This window comes from Methylophilus sp. DW102 (genome assembly GCF_037076555.1).
GTDB lineage: Bacteria > Pseudomonadota > Gammaproteobacteria > Burkholderiales > Methylophilaceae > Methylophilus > Methylophilus glucosoxydans.
This window is the reverse complement of the sequence record NZ_AP029023.1, coordinates 285906-305246: the sequence shown is the minus strand read 5'-3', so window position 1 is coordinate 305246 and position 19341 is coordinate 285906. Positions and strand designations below refer to the sequence as shown.

General features: G+C 43.9%; 16 protein-coding genes. 2 read left to right on the top strand and 14 right to left on the bottom strand.

All coding sequences use genetic code 11. From position 1 onward, the window contains the following. Positions 1-13: 13 nt before the first annotated feature. The 13 genes from AACH41_RS01370 to purM all read right to left on the bottom strand — a co-directional run bounded on the left by AACH41_RS01370 (position 14) and on the right by purM (position 16251). Positions 14-1666, bottom strand: a complete 1653-nt coding sequence (locus AACH41_RS01370) for a hypothetical protein (RefSeq protein WP_338656242.1) — start codon at positions 1664-1666, stop codon at positions 14-16. Positions 1667-1708: 42 nt separating this feature from the next. Then, entirely contained in the window at positions 1709-3037 is a 1329-nt protein-coding gene (locus tag AACH41_RS01365) for an NAD(P)/FAD-dependent oxidoreductase (RefSeq protein ID WP_338656240.1), read from the bottom strand. A gap of 272 nt (positions 3038-3309) precedes the next feature. Next, entirely contained in the window at positions 3310-3690 is a 381-nt protein-coding gene (locus tag AACH41_RS01360; protein ID WP_338656238.1) for a GtrA family protein, read from the bottom strand. A gap of 17 nt (positions 3691-3707) precedes the next feature. After that, the gene (locus AACH41_RS01355; protein ID WP_313986286.1) at positions 3708-4700 is read right to left on the bottom strand and encodes a glycosyltransferase family 2 protein; all 993 of its coding nucleotides are present in this window, start codon (positions 4698-4700) and stop codon (positions 3708-3710) included. Between the two features lie 43 nt (positions 4701-4743). Further along, entirely contained in the window at positions 4744-7593 is a 2850-nt protein-coding gene (locus tag AACH41_RS01350; protein WP_338656237.1) for a carbamoyltransferase C-terminal domain-containing protein, read from the bottom strand. A gap of 11 nt (positions 7594-7604) precedes the next feature. Then, entirely contained in the window at positions 7605-8804 is a 1200-nt protein-coding gene (locus tag AACH41_RS01345) for a hypothetical protein (protein ID WP_338656235.1), read from the bottom strand. Then, positions 8801-9640, bottom strand: a complete 840-nt coding sequence (locus AACH41_RS01340) for an FkbM family methyltransferase (protein WP_338656233.1) — start codon at positions 9638-9640, stop codon at positions 8801-8803. Before AACH41_RS01340 ends, AACH41_RS01345 begins: the two co-directional genes overlap by 4 nt. Then, positions 9637-10920, bottom strand: a complete 1284-nt coding sequence (locus AACH41_RS01335; RefSeq protein ID WP_313986278.1) for an ABC transporter ATP-binding protein — start codon at positions 10918-10920, stop codon at positions 9637-9639. The genes AACH41_RS01340 and AACH41_RS01335 overlap by 4 nt, the downstream gene beginning before the upstream one ends. Positions 10921-10923: 3 nt before the next feature. Beyond that, complete coding sequence (locus AACH41_RS01330; protein WP_313986276.1) at positions 10924-11709, bottom strand: ABC transporter permease; 786 nt, start codon at positions 11707-11709, stop codon at positions 10924-10926. A gap of 357 nt (positions 11710-12066) precedes the next feature. Further along, positions 12067-13341 (bottom strand): RsmB/NOP family class I SAM-dependent RNA methyltransferase, encoded by a 1275-nt coding sequence (locus AACH41_RS01325; protein ID WP_338656230.1) that lies wholly within the window; start codon positions 13339-13341, stop codon positions 12067-12069. A 39-nt stretch (positions 13342-13380) separates the two neighbouring features. Next, entirely contained in the window at positions 13381-14475 is a 1095-nt protein-coding gene (locus AACH41_RS01320) for a DUF3108 domain-containing protein (protein ID WP_338656229.1), read from the bottom strand. 25 nt (positions 14476-14500) lie between these two features. Then, a complete protein-coding gene (locus AACH41_RS01315; RefSeq protein ID WP_338656227.1) occupies positions 14501-15202 on the bottom strand; it encodes a DUF3108 domain-containing protein in 702 nt (233 codons plus the stop codon). Next, positions 15202-16251: a phosphoribosylformylglycinamidine cyclo-ligase gene (purM, locus tag AACH41_RS01310; RefSeq protein ID WP_338657566.1), complete on the bottom strand. Its 1050-nt coding sequence runs from the start codon at positions 16249-16251 to the stop codon at positions 15202-15204. The genes AACH41_RS01315 and purM overlap by 1 nt, the downstream gene beginning before the upstream one ends. Positions 16252-16421: 170 nt before the next feature. On the opposite strand from purM, the gene AACH41_RS01305 reads away from it, so the two are divergent. Together AACH41_RS01305 and AACH41_RS01300 are read left to right on the top strand one after the other, a co-directional pair. Continuing rightward, positions 16422-17552: an AI-2E family transporter gene (locus AACH41_RS01305; RefSeq protein WP_194749796.1), complete on the top strand. Its 1131-nt coding sequence runs from the start codon at positions 16422-16424 to the stop codon at positions 17550-17552. Between the two features lie 20 nt (positions 17553-17572). Then, positions 17573-18178, top strand: a complete 606-nt coding sequence (locus tag AACH41_RS01300) for a DnaA/Hda family protein (RefSeq protein WP_338656225.1) — start codon at positions 17573-17575, stop codon at positions 18176-18178. A gap of 39 nt (positions 18179-18217) precedes the next feature. Here AACH41_RS01300 and AACH41_RS01295 read toward each other — a convergent pair whose 3' ends face one another. Further along, entirely contained in the window at positions 18218-19312 is a 1095-nt protein-coding gene (locus tag AACH41_RS01295; RefSeq protein WP_338656223.1) for a diguanylate cyclase, read from the bottom strand. Between the last annotated feature and the right edge of the window lie 29 nt (positions 19313-19341).

The window sequence follows — 19341 nt, the reverse complement described above, 5'->3', positions numbered from 1 at the left end:
ATTAGATATTGCATCATTTCAATTTGTTTTTATATATAGATATAGTCTCAGCGTTTGATATCTTGATTGGTTCAGAAACTCTCTCAAAGTTACCTGTGTTAATCAACATGTCTCGAAACTGAAATTCATATGGTGTAATCGCGTGATGTTGTATTAGCTTAGTCCCATCTTCTGGCAGAATTAAATAATTAGCATTTTGATTTGCTTCATTTACTAAATAAGTTAGCTTATCCTCGGGCTTATCACCTGGTAAATCAAGCCATTCTCTGTGATTTGCAAGTCCAGATGGTTGTAGCGCCTGTAAAGATAAGTTGTTTTTGGCAACAATATTATTTATTGAAACTGTAAAACCCTGATCATAGATGAGTGAATTTAAAATAGCTACGGAATCTAATCCGCCTATAAAGGTCATTTCAAATGTTGCATGTTTTCTTGAAGATCTTTGCATGTCACTTTGAATAGCAGTAGTAATTTTGCTTATACCATCCCCGGATGCAATCCACTCTGAATTAATATCTAAGTGTTTTTTATATCCATTCAGTATGTTTACAGCTATAGCTAGAATACTAAAAAATATTATTACTTTATCTAGCGGCTTTTTAGATCGACTATTTTCAAATGGCCCCAAAAAAAACATTAGCAGCCCTGGTACGGATGCCATAGAAACATAAGGGTTAATTGCAGTTCCAAATAATATGAGAAATGCAACAGGAACCACGCCGCCATATAGCATTACCCAGTTAACGGTAGAGTGCTTAAAATTGAAATTCAAAAATAGTTGAAATAAGAAAACTCCCATTCCCAGAATTACAAAGGGTATTCCAATATTATTTTTAAATAAGAAGCGCAAATGTTTAACACTTTCTGAAATGGGTAATGATGCATTTGCATCATCATTCCAAATAAAATAATAATAATGAAGGTAATCAAAATTTAAGATAAAAAACCATATAGTTAACCCAATCACAATTGCTAATGCTAACAGGTACGGTTTTAGTAATTTCAAATAGCTTTTTTGCCCCCCAAATAAATCTAGCAAAAATATCGGTCCAAATATAAGTAATGCGTAAACAGGAGTAGTAGCTCTTACAAGAAATGAAACGCTTAGCATCACGCTGAACAAAATCCAGAATCTCAACTTTTGAGTATGTCTGGCAATAACAAAAAAAGCTAACGCTGAGCCAATCGATAAGGCTTGTGACAAATCCATTCTGAAGTCGGAAAGGCCTCCATTATAGAAAAAAATGGCTGTATAACTTACCAGAACAAATGAAAAAATCAGTGATAGCTTGGCTGAATAATTTGTAATTAGTCTGAAATAAAGAAATGCAGAAAAAGACTGGGCAAAAACAAGTGGCAATTGAATAAATATTGCATCCGCACGTGCCGGAGAGCAAAAAACACCAAGTAGCGCAGCCTCAAACCATGGAAAGAAAACAGTACCCCCTATCGCTGCCTGTCCAATACCGGCTAAAAACCCTTGGCTATTGGATGTATGCATTACGATTGCAAGTTGATTCAAATACGACATTGAATCGTAAAAAGGGCTGTATTTAGAGTAGTAAAGGTGGTTTAGATAAACTGCATAAAATCCCAAAAGAGATACATATATAGCAATAGCTGCAATTGATAAAAACAGTGGTGAAGCAGGGTTGAACCGTTTCAAAATCAAACCTTACGTTAACATTATTATTTAATAAAGCCTTGCTTATATAAGCTCTTGTAATAAGTTTGCAATGCGCATGCCAACTTTTCGTCCTTCTCTAATGGCATAGTTAGTACCTCTATCTTCGGGATAGATTTGTGCCATAGAGCAAATATGCATGCCCTCCTCATAGGCATCTTCTGATGGAATTAACTGACTGTAGTTTTTTTCAACTACAGGCTGAGACCATCTAGCTCGCCATAAATAATGCTTAAGTATCCAATCAGTGTTAAAAGCCGGAAACATTCGTTTCAGGTAAGGAAGTGCATACTCCATAAATTGATCGGCATTCATGGAGTATAAAGGATCAGTATGCGGCAAATATTTGGATAGATATACAATATGGCGTCCGTCGTAAGTTTCAGGCTTTTCAAAGTTGGTATGCTCAATAACGCCAACAAAAGGAAAGTCCGGATCATTTACATTTAACCAATATGTTTTAGACAATGGCTGTGTTAACTCTAAAACCAAACAGACATTGCCGATGTATTCAATTCGATTTAAAGATGCCACGTAAGCAGGGGTTGCCCATGAAGAAATCATATCAGCAATCAAAGGCAATGCAGGGGTTGCAATTACTCTGTCACAGTGAAAAGAAGTTGAATTGGTGACAACCTCCCATCTCCCATCATGAGGCTGAAAGCGATTAACTGGCGAGTTAAGCTCGATTCTTCCTCCGTATTCAACAATTCGCTTTGCTAGTGTTTCGGCCAATAAAGCAAAGCTACCTTTCAAGTACGCTAAACGCTCCTCACCCCCTTTGCCCCTGCTACCCCCCCTCAGCTTAAGCTTATTCCAGAACCAAACAGCAGATACCTTTTCAGCGTATGGTCCAAACTTTCCCTTTAAGAGAGGCTGCCAAATCACCTTATAAACTTGCTCCCCACCCAACTCTCTCAACCACTCTTCAGCAGTTTTACTTTCTAAAACTTTCCAATTCTTGATACGTCTTGCCTTCAAGGCAAGTAAGCCTAAACGAATTCTGTCAAGAAATGCTAACGGAGTAAAATTAAGCAGATCCCTTGGAGTTGATAACTTAAAAAAATTGTTTGCGTAATAGACACCTGTATTAGTTGGGTTAATTTTGACGTTATCAGCAAGGCCAAGCTCACTGATTAAGCTCATAACTTCCAAATCGTTTGTAAACCAATGATGATAGAACTTGTCAAGACGTTCGCCGCCCACTTCAAATGCAGAAGCCAAACCACCAATGTCATTTGAAGCCTCTAACACAGTTACGGCAATGCCCCTTTTTGTTAATTCATACGCCGCTGCAAGTCCAGAAAAACCTGCCCCAATGATGATTACTTCTTTACTGTTAGTATTAGGCATGCATTTCCATATTCTTTTATTTAATCTTTAGTTTTGATAAATGCTCTATTTCTTGGAGCATTTATTCCCCATTTGCTTTTAGCTTACAATTGCTTTTTACTATAAAAAAATTTTAAACAACGATTTTCTGACAGGCGTACTGATTCGCGAAACTATCATTTAAGCAATGAAATATACTATTAACCATTCTTATTCTATTACAAAATCTAACACATAGAGTACTATGACAAACTTACAGACCAAAACCTCCAAAAGCTAGATTAAACAAGTTTCTACTTGCTTGCTTTAAAGGTAATTTTTCTATTGATTGAATACTGAATAATTACTATTACAGGCAATAAAATCAGCTTTGCAATTTCTGCTTTTAGCAATGCCATATCAACTAGTAGCCATAACATAATTACCGAACTGAAATATCCTGCAGCACCTACCATTAAAAACTTTATTAGACGCAAATAAACTTTATCTTTAATAGCAAAAGTAAATTTTCTATTAAGAAAAAAACTGACAAATGTACCGGACAAATACCCCAAAAAATTTGCTGATTGATACCACAAGTCCAACTTTAATAAATATAAAAATACAATATAATCAGTAGTAACACCAACAACACCACAAAAGCAATAAAGAATAAACTCCCTCAATTTAGCCATATTCCTAAAGATATCCCTCATTTCAATCCTGTAGGGCTTCTTGTTAAAGCTGGAGGATTTTTTTCAAATCCTATGTATTCCTGAACAACGTACAACGGTCTGCTTTTTATTTGGTTATATATTCGCCCTACATACTCACCCAAAATGCCAGTACAAATCAATTGAACACCGCCAATAAATAAAACAGAAATCATGATCGCTGCCCATCCCTCAACCCAGATATTTGTAAATAGCCGGAGAAACAAAACGTATAGAATTGCAAATAGAGAGATTAGGGAACACATAACACCCAGCGCTACAGACATTTTCAACGGTTTCGTTGAAAATGACATAATGCCGTCGGTTGCAAATTTAATCATTTTTCTTAAAGGATACTTGCTAACCCCAGCAAATCTCTCTGCGCGTTTATAAGGCAAGCTTATTTGGTTAAAACCAACCCAGCTTACCATCCCTCTGATAAATCGCTCTTGCTCAGGCATTGCTCTTAATGTATTGACAACGTTTCGACTCATCAATCTAAAGTCGCCAGTGTCTAACGGAATAGGCACATCAGATAAACGATTGAGTAATCTATAGAATGCTCTAGCAGTCACTAATTTAAATGCTGACTCGCCAGCCCTTTCACTACGCGTGCCATAAACAACATCATATCCTTCAGCCCACTTATCAAGCATTTGATGTATAAGTTCTGGGGGATCCTGTAAATCCGCATCAATAAGAACTACAGCGTCGCCATTTGCAGCATCTATCCCAGCAGTAACAGCAATCTGGTGTCCAAAATTACGAGCAAAAGCAATTAATTTGATGTGTTTATTATTAATGGCATACTCTTTCAGAATGTTACGAGTTTTATCTTTACTACCATCATCCACAAAAATTAGTTCTACACTGATACTAGAGCTTGCGAGTTCACCAATCAATCTTTCCAAACGACCAACTGTTTCTTTTATAACCTCTTCTTCGTTGTAGCACGGTATGACAATAGATAATAGTTTTTTACCGTCAATCATTTGAAACTCCCTCAACATTCGCTCTCAATGAAAAATAACTTTTTTACGCCTTGATACCAAACCTAGTTTTAAGCCTGTAAATCATGTCGACGAAAATATGCTTAAGTAAGTAAGGCAACACTGCCTTACGAATTTGTTTGCACTCAGGTAAATACCCCAAAGTTCGCTCTCGAATTCGCCCCATCTCTTGATATCCAATTTGATTTATCGCAGCTGATGTTTTTTGATGCTCATGAATTCGAAATGCTCCAAGAAACTGCGGAATATGTCCAAACTTGGCACCTGCATCCCTAAAGCGTACGAGCAAATCCCAATCCATAGCAAAGCGGAATGACTCATCAATTTTCCCACCAGCTTTTTCCCAGATGCGACGACGCCAGAATAGAGTTTCTTGCGGCACGTAATCGACCCATGAAAGAATGGCACTATCATGTCCGGGAAGAATCCAGCGTCCAATTTCCATATCATTTACATCAATCAGCAACCGATTACCATAAACTACATCAACCTCGGGATGCCGATTAAAATAATCAGAAACAATATGCAAAGCACCTGGTAAAAGTAAATCGTCTGAGTTCAGCCATGCCATAATCTCACCATTGAGTTGATTAAATCCGCGATTAATCGCTTGAGACTGCCCAGAGTCTTTTTCAGACACCCAACCAGACAAGCTATTTTCATATCGCCGCAACACCAAAGTTGTGGTGTCACTAGATCCTCCATCTTGAACAAAATATTGAAGATTAGGATACGCCTGATCAATAACACTTTTTATCGTGCGCTCAATATATTCGCCTTGCTGATAAGAAGGGGTGACAATTGATATGCATGGATAAGCAGATAGCTTAGATATGCATGGGCTTGCTAGGCGACTCATTGGTCGCGGAGAGTATTGAGAAAGTTGCCCCAATCGAGGTCGGATCACATTATAAAATGCTCGAACCAATCTTGCGATAGGGGCAAATGGACTTAACCCACCATATGCCAAATGATATGCCCGCAACGCACCTGCATGTTGGCCTAATTCTTGACGATAGTTGATCAGTTGAGCATTCTGCTCTTGAATAACACGCTCTTTCTCAACCAATTGAGCCTCGAACTCAGCCAGCTTTTTATCCTGTAAGGTAATAGTAGCAGCTTGATGTAACGACTTTTGACTGGGGCTCTTAATTTTTTCCTGAAGATATTTAAGGGCCACATGAGTATTATTTTTAAAAGCGACCAGATATCCACCCTCAAGATACAGGTAGTCTAGTCCAGATTCAAAGAAGCCATGTAACGCATCTTTTGGTGAGCAAACGATAGGCTCTTCATGTATGTTAAAAGAAGTATTCACCAAACTTGGACGGTTAGTCTTTTTCAGATAACTCGTGAGTATGGCGTGTATAAGTGGATTGGATTCAGGGCGGACCAATTGTGGGCGGGCAGTGCCATCAACATGCACAACTGCAGGACATGCGTTGATCATTGTTGAAGTACAGTTAACAGTAACTGTCATAAACTCTGCAGTATGTAAAACTTTATCGATATCAAGATAACAGTCTTGTGCATCCTCAATACGGGTTATCGGTGCAAAAGGCATGAACTCAGTCCTATTCAGACGATCATTCAGACTCTGATTAATATCGCTTTTGGTCGCTTGTGCAATAATCGATCGATTACCTAATGAGCGAGGCCCAAATTCCATTCCCCCCTGAAATATCGCGACCACTTGACCCTCTGAAAGAAGGTCTGAAAGCGTCTCTGCAGCATTTGGCAATCGCTCAAACTCTATACACTCATTTGTCAACAAAGTCTCTATTTCGCGAGGATCATAAGACGGCCCGAGGTACATAGATTTTATTTTTTGTGGTTCAAACTGAGACTGCCCCACAAGCGCATGCCAGGCAGCTCCCAAAGCCGTTCCATCATCCGTCATAGGAGGAGCAACGAAAAGTTTACTGAATCCCGACTCAACGACTCTCTGATTAATTTTTACGTTAGCAAATAATCCGCCTGCCAAACATATATTTTCACTCGTCCATCCAATTTTTTTGGCACGATCTAATATTTCCAATATATGTTGTTCAGCCATCTCTTGAACAGTGGCAGCAAGCTCTTCTTTGCTAAAAGCTTCCGCGGCCTGCCTGTAAACGTCCATTTTTCCGTCTCGAACGTTAAGTGCGGGGACTTGATCAACAGAATAAACAGAACTCCACTCAACAGTCGATTCTATTGATAAGAAATCTGCATCAAATAAATTCTTCAGAAAATAACGACAAGCATCTGAAGCTTTACCATATGCCGCCAAGCCCGTGATTTTCCCCTCATGTTTATTAGGGGTAAACCCCAACAATCCAGTAACAAAGGTATAAAGGGAAGTTATTTTGGCGTAATGTAGCGCGCTGAACTGATCTAAAGCCTGTATTCCCTTTTCACGATCACAAAGGTATAACCCTCCAAACCAAGGGCTATTACACATACCCCCGTCGTAAGTTAAGCAAAGCGCTGACTCAAATCCACTTGCCCAAAATGCTGATGCAGCGTGCGCCATTTGATGACATACAAATACCTTTTCAGCAGGAAGTGATTTAATAAAATCATAAAAAGGTTCTTCATGAACCAACCCAGCCTCACGCACTTGCGGCAGAGGCGTGGCAAGCAACTTACTTTCATAATTAGCGGGGAACGAAAAATACTGATCCGTTGAGATAGCAATTTTGGCTATGCGATCCCAGGGCATTTTTTCTAGCAGTGCAAATGGAGGGCGACCATCTTGCTTGACACGGCTCAAGCGCTCTAAAGAACATGCAAAAATGGGCGATCCATCTGGGGCAGTAACCGCAATTGCCGTATCGTGCATACCACTATAATTAATTCCTAATATGCTATTAGTAGGAATACTTTCAGGCATTACACTTTTCATCAGTTCAATTCTCTATTTATTAATTTGCAACTCTTAGCTATCGCATATAAGTTTCTTTTACCTTGAGGCTCTATTATTCCACCATGAAATGCAGCCTGAACAGTGGTTACTTTACCGGAGCTGAGAGGTATTAAAAGCTTATTTATGCCAGGTACAAGTGCCATATACTCATCGCATTGATCAACAATCAACCTTAAGTAGGATGACTCTAAAGAAGGAAAAACATCTAGATTTATTTCCAATAAACATGTTTTATCAGAAAAAATCGAAAAGTACCATTCACGCTTCACCCAACCATCAGAGTAACAGCCCCCCCAAGCACTTGATCCATTTTTCAAAACATCTTCTAACCCAAGATTCTGCATAAGAGCTTTAGTCTCAGGCTGAAGCAAAATCCGTCCAAACTCTCGAACTTGCGCATCGAGCAGGAACTCACGCATCTTGTCTTCTGCTAACTCCCAATGCGACCAGAAGACACATACCTTCGATAATGAGGAGTCAGTCAGACGACAATCGGGACTCAGAACCATATATGATGGCGGTTGCTGATTTACCTTATATATCAATGAGTTTACGTTTTCTATTGAAGAATTTTTCCACGCATAATAGTCATGAAAAAATTTATATGCGAAAGCCCCATAAACGATAAATTCGCTGGGAGATTCACGGGAAGTAAGGATTTTTGTTAAAGAGACCTTCGAGCGAAACATACTAAGAATTTTTTTATTCAGTATGTATAACGGCTCATCCATAAAAAGATAAGGAATATCAAACTTAATAAAGCCTTCTGATGGCAATCGCCAGTTCTTTTCTGGAATCTCAACCCATGGCCTGTAAAACCACTTTGGCTTATCAGATTCAAAAAAATCACGGTACGTTATGATTGATGTAATGAGAAAATCTGCATCAACAACCCAAAACCAAGGAGTATCTACAAAACTGTCACCAATAAGCTTAATGTACATTTGGTTACGAAAATCATCTTCGACCAATTCAGGAATATCATCCTTGTAATGGATTACCAAATTTTCTGGGCACAGCACTTCAGATAGAGCTTGCGCGTCTTTTCTCCAAATGACGACATGAATATTGCCTCTGATTTTAAAAAAAAGTTTATAGCTTAATAAAAAATGTCTTAATAATTTAATATCTTGACCATTTGAGACAATTAAAACATCCAGCCTATCCTCTTGATTCATAATATTTTTATTAGTAACTCACTTGAGAATTTAGGATCTTCATTGAAAAGTGGGTTGTAAAAAACCTCCTCTTTATCTCCAGCAGAATGCGGAGCTTTATAAAAACCTTTAAAGCCCCGTTGCTCAAACCATCTATAGATTGCTAGATCATCTCCAGCCTTACCTAAATTTGAAAGCTCAACAACAAATACTACATGACTCATAAACTCAATAGAGGACTCCATACCTTTTAAAATATCGAGTTCAGCCCCCTCACAATCAATTTTTACTACCTTTAAATTTGATAAGAACTCTCTACATTTAAACAAATCATCAAATCTCGTAGCTAGTACCTCTTGCTTTAACGGCTCCACTGTATTACCGACAAAAATACTATTTTTTCCAGGATTCAAAGAGTTACTCAAATAAAAACTCTCAAAACGAATAGAAGCAGAGCCTAATGCTATATTTAGCAACGCAATATTCTGCTCTTTGTTAGCATTGACGTTCTTTAGAAGCTTTGCAGACTCCCTTATGGAGGGCTCGACACTAAGGCAAAATTTTGCACCATTTTTAATGGCTAATAGAGATAACACACCGTGATTTGCTCCAATATCCATCACCACGCCATTTCTTGCGTACTGGGCAACAGCACTCAAAAAAAACGGATTAATATTTCGACCAAGCAAAACAAATCGATCTAGCAATGAGAGTGGCGATATATAAAGCAAAACAGGGCCATATTTTACTTTTAAATTAAGAATTGAGAAGAAACTCAAAAATAATCTTCCCCAAAACCCCAATGATGCTTCCGGCGGGAAGAAACGGGCAACAATTCTTCTGATCACAAAAATCATAACTCTACCGACCCGACTTCAACAGGCAGCCCAAACATTCCGACAAAAGGAGCTTCATCTTCTTGATAATTCCAAAATACTGATATCGGACCTAAATTTGGCGTTTGATCGAACGTACCACCACTATTTGGTCCAGTTTTATATCCAAGAGTGACTACAATTGAATATTTCCCGGACTCTAAAAGCATGGGCAAAGTGAAATTAAATTGTTTCAAACCAATCGTTGTCACTCCAGCCGAAATAAGCTTATTAGAGTTAAAACAAGTCACTAACTGACCATACTTGTTAACTATACCGACCGAGATAGTTTCCGTGTCACTACCAAAGCTTTTAAAAATCACTTTCAATGTAACGCTGCAACCTATTCTGATAGAGCTAACATTCAAGTCGTTTTCATCATGAAGCGCAACTTGAAACAATGATGGCGACGAAACCGAATCTAAATCTTTATCAGTTTGCCAAAGAGGCATTATCAAGCCCGCAACCGGTGGATTAAGCTTGCCTGGTAAGGAAGACTCAACACGCTCAACAGAATTAGGCGTATCCTGCTGATCATTTCGCACAAAGTAGTAGCTGACGACCCTTGCTGAATCGCCGTCTTTCTCAACCGAGCCATTGCGTAAATAAATTGCACGACTACATACATCTCTTACTGTACCCATATCATGAGATACAAATAAAAGAGTCACTCCCTTTGCACACAAAGTACGAATGTAGCTCAAGCATTTCTGCTGAAAGAAAAAATCTCCGACACTTAAAGCTTCATCTATAATTAGAATCTCCGGCTCACACAAAACCTGTACAGCAAAAGCCAACCGCATCATCATTCCGCTGGAGTATGTTTTCACAGGACGATCTATTGCTGTTCCAATTTCAGCAAACGCCTCAATCTCATTGAATCTACTTAATATTTCCGCTTTACTCAGTCCTAACAGCAACCCGTTTAAAATGACATTGTCGCGCCCAGAGTACTCTGGATTAAATCCGCTCCCAAGCTCCAAAAGGGCGGACACACGGCCATTCACTTTGAGGTTGCCAGTTGTGGGAGTCAATGTACCAGTTAATATCTCAAGCAGCGTACTTTTACCGCCACCATTTCGGCCAATGATTGCAACAGCTTCTCCACGCTTTATGTCAAAGTTAACATCCTTCAGCGCCCACAGCTCTTGCATTCCTCTCTTGTAGCTTGGCCAAAACATGTGAAGGAAGCGATCACGCTGACTATCAAATACCTTGTAACACTTACTTAGGTTACTTACTGAAATTGCGATATCACTCATAAGTTATAAAATATCCGCAAAACTTGGACGTACCCATCTGAACAATAAAAAGGTAAGAACAGCAAACAAAGAGGCAATCACAAAATATAAAATCAACCCAGTGAAATTAGGGATACCTCCATAAAACAGCACCAATCGAAGCTGCTCAACAATAAAACTTAACGGATTAAGCATCAAAGCCTTTTGAATCATCGAAGGCGCAGATTCGATACTATAAAAAATAGGAGTTAAAAATAATAATGTATGATTCAACAAACCTGTAAGCTGACTGATATCTTTTACCAAGACCCCAATACTGGAAAGTAGCCAGCCTAACCCCAAAACTACAGGCACAAAACTTACCAAGACTAATGGAAAAAAAATCAGCGTCCAATGCGGAAATCCTATAAGTAGCGCATAGCCTACAGCCCAAACACCTAAGGCGATAAATGCATGCAATAGTGCTGTCGCCACAACAACAACTGGTAATAACTCTAATGGGAAAACCACTTTTTTAACGAAATTGGGATTTGTCGTAACAAGAGTTGCAGCTTTAGAAAGCACTTCAGAGAAAATATTGAACACAATCAAACCAGCAAAAAGCAATAGTGCATACTCTGAAGTGCTTCCAACTCCGCCCCATCGTGCTTGAAGAATTACTCCAAAAGCAACAGTGTATACGGCCAACATGAATAGTGGCTGCGCGAAAGACCAAAAAATGCCACCGAAAGAGCCGCGATATTTGCCTGAAAACTCACGCTTGGTAAGCTCAATAAATAAGCTGCGTTGACGCCAAAAAGAAAATAACAAGCTAGATTACCCCTACCAGGCATTTAGCTGCTACCAAATGCTCACTATAATGACTAATTAACTCAACAAAAACTTGTAACCCCTGCCGAGTTTTGGAAGCCCTAAAAACATTGAAAGCTGCACCAGCAGAGCAGCTTTCAATAGCAATGTTAGAGAGTTGCTCAATCAACCCGCTGCCACCCCTAAACATAATCACATACTACATCCAGATATACCGCTTTATGAATAAAAGCCGGAGGGATGCTATTGCTTTCATTGCTAAAAATTAATTTACAATTATAGCTTGTGTCAGCAATTGTTGACAATGCGACGCATGAGTAATGTGGTGAAGTAATAAGTAGTTAAAATGAAAAAAGGCTAAACTTTTTCAAACACCGCCGCAAAAAAACCATCAGTACCATGCAGATGAGGCAATAATTTCAGATAATCACCTGTATCCATCGCAATATTTTGCTGGGCTAAAACTTCATTGGCAGGTATGAGTTTGAAGTCAGGGTGTGCAGCAAGAAAGGCTTCGGCGATGGCCTCATTTTCTTCACGTAACAAGCTACAGGTCGCATACACCACGCGGCCACCGGCTTTGCATAGCTTGGCGGCGCGGGCGAGGATATTGGTTTGCTTCACATTGAGTTCAGCCACATCTTCTTCAGCTTGGCGCCATTTTAAATCCGGATTGCGGCGCAGGGTGCCGAGACCGCTACAAGGGGCGTCGACCAGCACGCGGTCAAACTTGCCGTTGAGGCGTTTGAGCTTGAGGTCGTTTTCATTGTTAATCAGTTGCGCTTGCAGGTTGGATAAGCCGCTGCGCTTGAGGCGCTGGCCCAGATTATTCAAGCGTTTTTCCGAGACATCAAAGGCATAGAGGCGACCGGTGTTTTTCATGAGTGCGCCAAGAGCTAGGGTTTTTCCGCCTGCCCCTGCGCACAAATCTGCCACCATCTGGCCGCGTTTGGGGGCAACCAGATAGCTGAGCAACTGGCTACCTTCATCTTGCACCTCGATTTTGCCTTCGGTAAACAGGATGTGTTTGCCGATATTGAGGCGCGAACCCATGCGGATGCCGACGGGGGAGTATGGCGTGGGCGTGATCACATTATCTTTAACTGTGTTTTCCGCCAGCATGCGGGCCAGTACTTCTTCGCGGCTGGCCTTGATGGTGTTGACGCGCAAATCCAGACTGGCTTGCTCAAACATGCTGCGGCAGATGGTCATGGCTTCTGTCTCGCCATATTGTTCAACCAGCTTTTGCCAGAACCAGTCGCGCACATCGGCCAGCACTGCTGGCGCAAAGCCTTCACTGTTTTTGGCTTTGATGGTGACGGCCCATTCTTTTTGACGCTCGTCGAGCATCTCATCCAAATCACGGATACTTTTGCCTTCGACTTTAAGTAGCCAGGCGATAATGAGCTTGCGTGTGTCTTCTTGCTCATCTGGCTCGCTGACACTCACTTCACGCAAATAACGATAGCGACGCAAGACGCCGTAGGCGGTTTCAGCCACCCAAGCGCGGTCTTTGGTGCCCAGCTCGCGATGCTGACGGAAAAATTCGCCGAGCTTGGCATCGGCCGGACTTTCAAATTTCAGCAGGTCGTTTAACAGCATCGCCGTCTGGCGCATCAGGGATTGGTTCATCAGGTTCTTTCAATACTTACGATAGTTGCAATATTTGCGTTATTCGGCGCTCAAGCGCGTGGCCACTTGCTCAATCACCATGCCGTTTTTCTCGAGCTTTTTGATTTTAACCGGCACATAGCGATAGCCGCTGGCCAGCCATAATTCCACTTTTTCATCTGTGTCACCACGGGTGTGCGCAATATGCAGGGTAGACACAGACCGCTCGGCAATCTCTAACGTCTCCTCACCTTCAAACACATACTCATATTCGCCAAGCCGGCGGCCATTGGTTAATGTCACGCGCATTTCTTGCAGCGGCGGTACAAACATAAACTGATACATAAAACTCAGAATGTCTTGCGTATTGGCGGGCAACTCGCGCTTTTGCTCACCCTTGCTGGTTTTGAGGGTCACTTCACCGATCGCCCAGTTAAAGGTCGCCTCATAGGTTTTACTTTCACGGCTACCAAACGCATAACGGTAATAGCTAGGCCTGAGCCCAGCGGGCCCTACCTCACCGCGACTTTGCTGTTCAAGGGAGGGATACAACAATTTTAACAGGCCCTTGCCCTCAACCAGCCAGCGCAAGGAATAACTTCCTGCAGTCTCGCGCACATATTCAATGCTGGCACTGCCGGCCGGGCGCGACTCGCCATTCACATACACCGCATACTCGGTCAGCACATGCCGATATGGCGGGGCAGGCCGCTCATCGTCCGTTGCCTCTGGATGATCACTGGCATGCCACTCGGCAATTTGTTCTGCCACCGCCTCAGCCTCAGGCACAGCAGGCGCATCCTGAGCTGGCTGACTCACATCTGCTGACGATGACTCGCTTGAAGCATCCGGCGCGACACGATCAACCTGATCAGTCGCCGGTTCTGAAAGTGGCTGCGCGGAAGAACGCTTTTTCGCCGCAGGCGCAGGGCGAGAGGCCGGCGCCTCAACCTTGGAAGCGACTGGCGCGGACTTGGTTGGCAACACAAGGCGTGCTTGCAATCGTGCTGGCTGTTCCGCTTCTGCCGGTAACCAGCTCCGCCAATTGACCTCACTCAACACCAGCACATGCAACAACAAAGAAACACAGAAAGCGAGAAACAACGGCCACGAAAAATGCTGCGTGATCTTTTCTCGTAACCCTGACGCTGGCATGTTTAAGTTCCCAGCATTGACGGCATCACTGGCCGGTGATGCTGGTGATCACCTGCTCCATCTGTTTGCCATCATCTTGCACAATCAGCTTGACTGGCAGATAGCCTTTTTCTTTGGCCAGGTATAACGTTTTCTCACCCTCGGTATCCGCCAGTTTGATCACATTAAACGTCCCTGCCTCGGTGACAAGCGGTGTTTTTTCTTCGGTGATCACAAAGGCGTGGGGCGAGAGTTTTTTACCAGTTGCCACGTCCAGGCTGATTTGTTTACCTTTAGGGGGCTGCCACATCCAGCAATACATCACACTTAGCAAATCCTGTACGTTTTTGGTCAACGGCACGGTTTCCTGCTCGTCTTTGATTTGCATATTGAGGATTTTTTTCGCCCAGTCAAACTCACTGATCAAGACTTTATTCGGATGTTTGGACTGGCGTGACTCAAAATGTGCCGGACGTAAAGCATTCGAGATAACCTGGCCTTGACTGGAGAGTGTGCGCTCACCCATCAGCTTGTAAATGCCTTTACCTTCCGCCAGGGAGTTGATCTCGTAACGCCCTGCGGAGACATTGAGCTGATCTTTGATGGTGCCAATACTGACGCCTTGCTGCAACAAATCATAGGTGACGGTCAGTTGCTTGGGCGCAGCAGACAGGCACGGTGCGGCCAACAAGCCTGCAATCGCCAGACAGAACGCTAGATGGCGGCAAAAACGCTGCATGCCAGCCATTACACCACCACGGTTGGGGCTTCGCCCGCTTGCTGTGCGCGAATCTGACCAATCCGGTAAACCGTCTCCCCTGCGGAGGCCAGCACGGCTTGCGCCTGGTCTGCGTGCTCTGCCGCCACAATCACGGCCATGCCAATACCGCAGTTAAACGTGCGATACATTTCAATCGGTTCGATATTGCCTTGTGCCTGCAACCATTGGAACAAGGGTGGCAACGTCCAGCTGGCTTTCTGGATTTCTGCAGTCAGGCCTTCAGGCAACACGCGCGGGATATTTTCGGTGATACCGCCACCCGTAATATGCGCCATGCCTTTGACTGGCAAAGTTTCCAGCAATTTGAGAATAGACTTCACATACAGCTTGGTCGGTGCCATCACTACATCTTTGAACTTGCGGCCATGGAAATCTGACTCCATATCAATCCCGGATGTTTCGATCAGTTTGCGGATCAAGGAGTAGCCATTGGAGTGCGCGCCACTGGAAGCCAGGCCCAGCACCACATCTCCGGCTCTAATGGTAGATCCATCAATAATATTGGCTTTATCGACACAGCCAACAGCAAAGCCAGCCAAATCATATTCACCGGCAGGATACATGCCAGGCATTTCAGCGGTTTCACCGCCCACCAGCGCACAACCGGACTCTTCACAGCCTTGCGCAATGCCTTTGATCACCGCAGCCGCAGTGCCGACTTCGAGTTTGCCACAGGCAAAGTAATCGAGGAAAAACAGTGGCTCGGCGCCTTGCACCAGAATATCGTTCACGCTCATGGCCACCAGGTCTATACCCACAGTGTCATGCTTGTTCAACTGAAATGCCAATTTAAGCTTGGTCCCCACGCCGTCGGTGCCCGAAACCAGCACAGGCTCCTTGAATTTTTTTGGCATGGCAAACAATGACCCAAAGCCACCAATCCCGCCCATGACTTCAGGACGTAGCGTGCGCTTAGCAAAGGGCTTGATTTGTTCGACCAGGGCATCGCCCGCCTCAATGTCTACACCGGCATCGCGGTAGGTAATGGAAGTTTTATCAGAAGAAGTCGTCAAGATACTCTCGTTTCTTTCAATGCGATTAATTGTGTGACGCACTACCGGCAATGTGCAGATGTTTGCAACAAAGCGTAAGACCGCGTCGAAATTCAGTATAATTTTAAAATAATCATTATTTTAACGCATCTTGCCAGTTCGACCTACGCCGGATTCGCGCATGCGCCCTACCCATGTCAGACCAAGACCATCACAAGTCCATTGCTACCCAGTTTGTCAGTGATCATCGCTGGTGGATTGTGATCGGCATTTTCATTTACCTTTTTTACCTGCTCGAGCCCATCCTCACGCCTTTTCTGGCCGCTGCCGTGATTGCCTATATGCTGGACCCCATGGTGGACAAACTGAGCGAAGCGGGCCTGGGTCGCTGGCAGTTTGGCCGTACCGTCGCCACTTTGCTGGTGATGACTGGCGTCATTTTGGCGTTGATTGGTCTGTTGCTGATCTTGATTCCGCTCTTGCAACAGCAGTCGCAGTTAATCGCGCAACGCTTACCGGTCGTGGTCGATCACTTCCATCAGCAGGTAGAGCCCTGGTTACGCGACAAATTTGGCATCCACCTTGATATTGACAGCAACGTTGTCCAAAAACTGATCAGCGAGCACTGGCAAACCGCAGGCAGTATGCTGGGGAGTTTCTTGCTCAGCGCCGGGCAAAAAGGCCTTAACCTGATTGGCATGTTTGCCAACATTTGCCTGTTGCCCGTGGTGTTGTTTTATTTTCTGCGCGACTGGGATCACATGGTGGCTGAAACCGGCAACCTGATCCCGCGCAACTGGATCGCGCGGGTAAAGCATATCTGTAAAGACGTAGACAGCGTGGTCGCAGAGTTCTTGCGTGGCCAGCTTTCCGTCATGCTGTCGCTATGCGTGTTTTACAGCGTCGGCCTGTGGCTGGTGGGGCTGGATATGGCGCTCTCCATCGGCATGATTGCCGGCTTGTTAAGCTTTGTCCCCTACCTGGGTTTTGCATTGGCCTTTGTGATGGCAGTCTTGCTCGCCTTGTTACAGTTTGCCTCGCTACCAGAAGTTGTCCCGGTCCTGCTAGTATTTGGCGTCGGCCAGTTTGTAGAAAGCTTTCTGCTTACGCCTATTTTGGTGGGCGACCGCATCGGATTGCACCCGGTCATCGTGATTCTCGCATTAATGGCTGGTGGGCAATTATTTGGGTTTGCCGGCGTATTGCTGGCGTTGCCGGTGAGTGCCGCAATTGCCGTAGGCTTGCGCCATACCAAACAAAGTTATTTGCGTAGCGAAACCTATTTGAATAGCGAGCCGAATCTGATCCAAACCCTGGATGAGTGATCCCTCGCGATAAGACTGCCGTGAAACAACTGCTACTGAATATCCAGCCGCCGGCCGCGCCCGGTTTTGACAACTTTATTGTGGGCCAAAACCAAGAGGCGCTGGCCAGCTTACATGCCGTGCTGGCCGCACAAGCCCCCAGCCGATTTCTTTACCTCTGGGGAGAGTCTGGCAGTGGTAAAAGCCATTTATTGCTGGCCGCACAAGCCCTGGGAGCGCATATTGCCGATGATGTGCACCTGCTGGATGAAGAGTCACAAATCATTTTGTTTGATACCTTTAACCAGATCAAGGCGGAAGGCGGCATGCTGGTGACCGCTGGCAGCCATGCGCCCACCCAGATGGGCTTGCGTGATGACCTCGCGACCAGGCTGGCCTGGGGCTTGGTTTATCAACTACATTCGCTGAGTGACAGTGAAAAAGCGGAGGCCTTGCGTGCTCATGCGCATGAGCGTGGCATGAAATTACCCGAAGAGGTGATTGCTTACTGCTTGCGCTATTTGCGCCGGGATTTGCCGACACTGATGGCCGTGCTGGACGCGCTGGATAAATGGTCGTTGACCACCAAAAAGCCCGTCACCGTTGCCATGCTCAAAAAAATGCGTCAGTTGCAGACGGGGCTGTAATCAAACGCACGACGAGCGCTCCCTCATTCAGCCATCGGCCTACTCGCCAAAACTGAAACGATTCTTGCCATTTTTCTTGGAGTCGTACATGGCTTTATCTGCCACATGCAACAACTGTTTCACGTTTTTGCCATGATGTGGGTATTCGGCAATGCCGATACTCACCCCGATTTCCAATGGAATCCCGCGCACAATGACAGGTTGTGCAAACAAGTGGATCAGGCGCTGCGCCAGCTGCGTCAACTCCAGCCGATGTAAGTAGTTGCTCACCACCAATACAAACTCGTCTCCGCCCTGACGGGCCAGAAAGTCAGACTGTCTCAGCACTCTTTTAAACATATTTGCCACTTCAATCAGCAAGGCATCGCCCACATCATGCCCATAGGCATCGTTCACCCGTTTAAACCCGTCCAGATCCATAAAAAAGACAGCAAACTGCTTGGAGCCTATCCTGGCCATTTCGTAAGTGCTTTCCAGATACACATTCACACTGCGGCGGTTTGGCAGGCTGGTGAGCAAATCGTGATCCGCCTGATGGCTAAGCTGTTTAGCTACGGCCTGATTTTCCATGACCTGTTCCAGCAAAAGGGTGGTACTGCGGTAAGAAAAGACCAAGACGCTGATAATGACAATACTCAATAGAATCGCCACCGTGACTGAAGCCAGGATACGATTGCGGATCGCTTGCTCAAAGCCTTGACGCTGTAATACCAGTTGCTCGTCAATCTGCGCCATATGCCCATCAATCAACTTCATCAATTCACGCCCGCGATCTCTGCTTAATGAAAGATGTGGCGCATATTCACCCGCATGCATCTGTACCTGCACGCTTTTATCCATGACATTAAATTTTTGTTGCACCAACTGTTTGATTTTGTTTAACAAGGGACGCGCAGCACAGTCTATTGCCAAACTATTTTCTAGCTGTGCGATGACTTTAGAGGCTTCATCACGTCCTTGTTCCAGCGCATCCAAAAACAAGGTGTGCCCAGTGAGCAAATAACCGCGCTGCCCACTTTCGGCATTGGTGATCGCCTTACCCAAGGTCACCACCTGGTAGCGCTGCCTGTCTACCAGATCTTTTTGCTCTGAGTAATCAACGAGCTGATACATGGCAACAAACAACCCCGCCATTGAGATGCACAATAATGCAGCCGCAATGA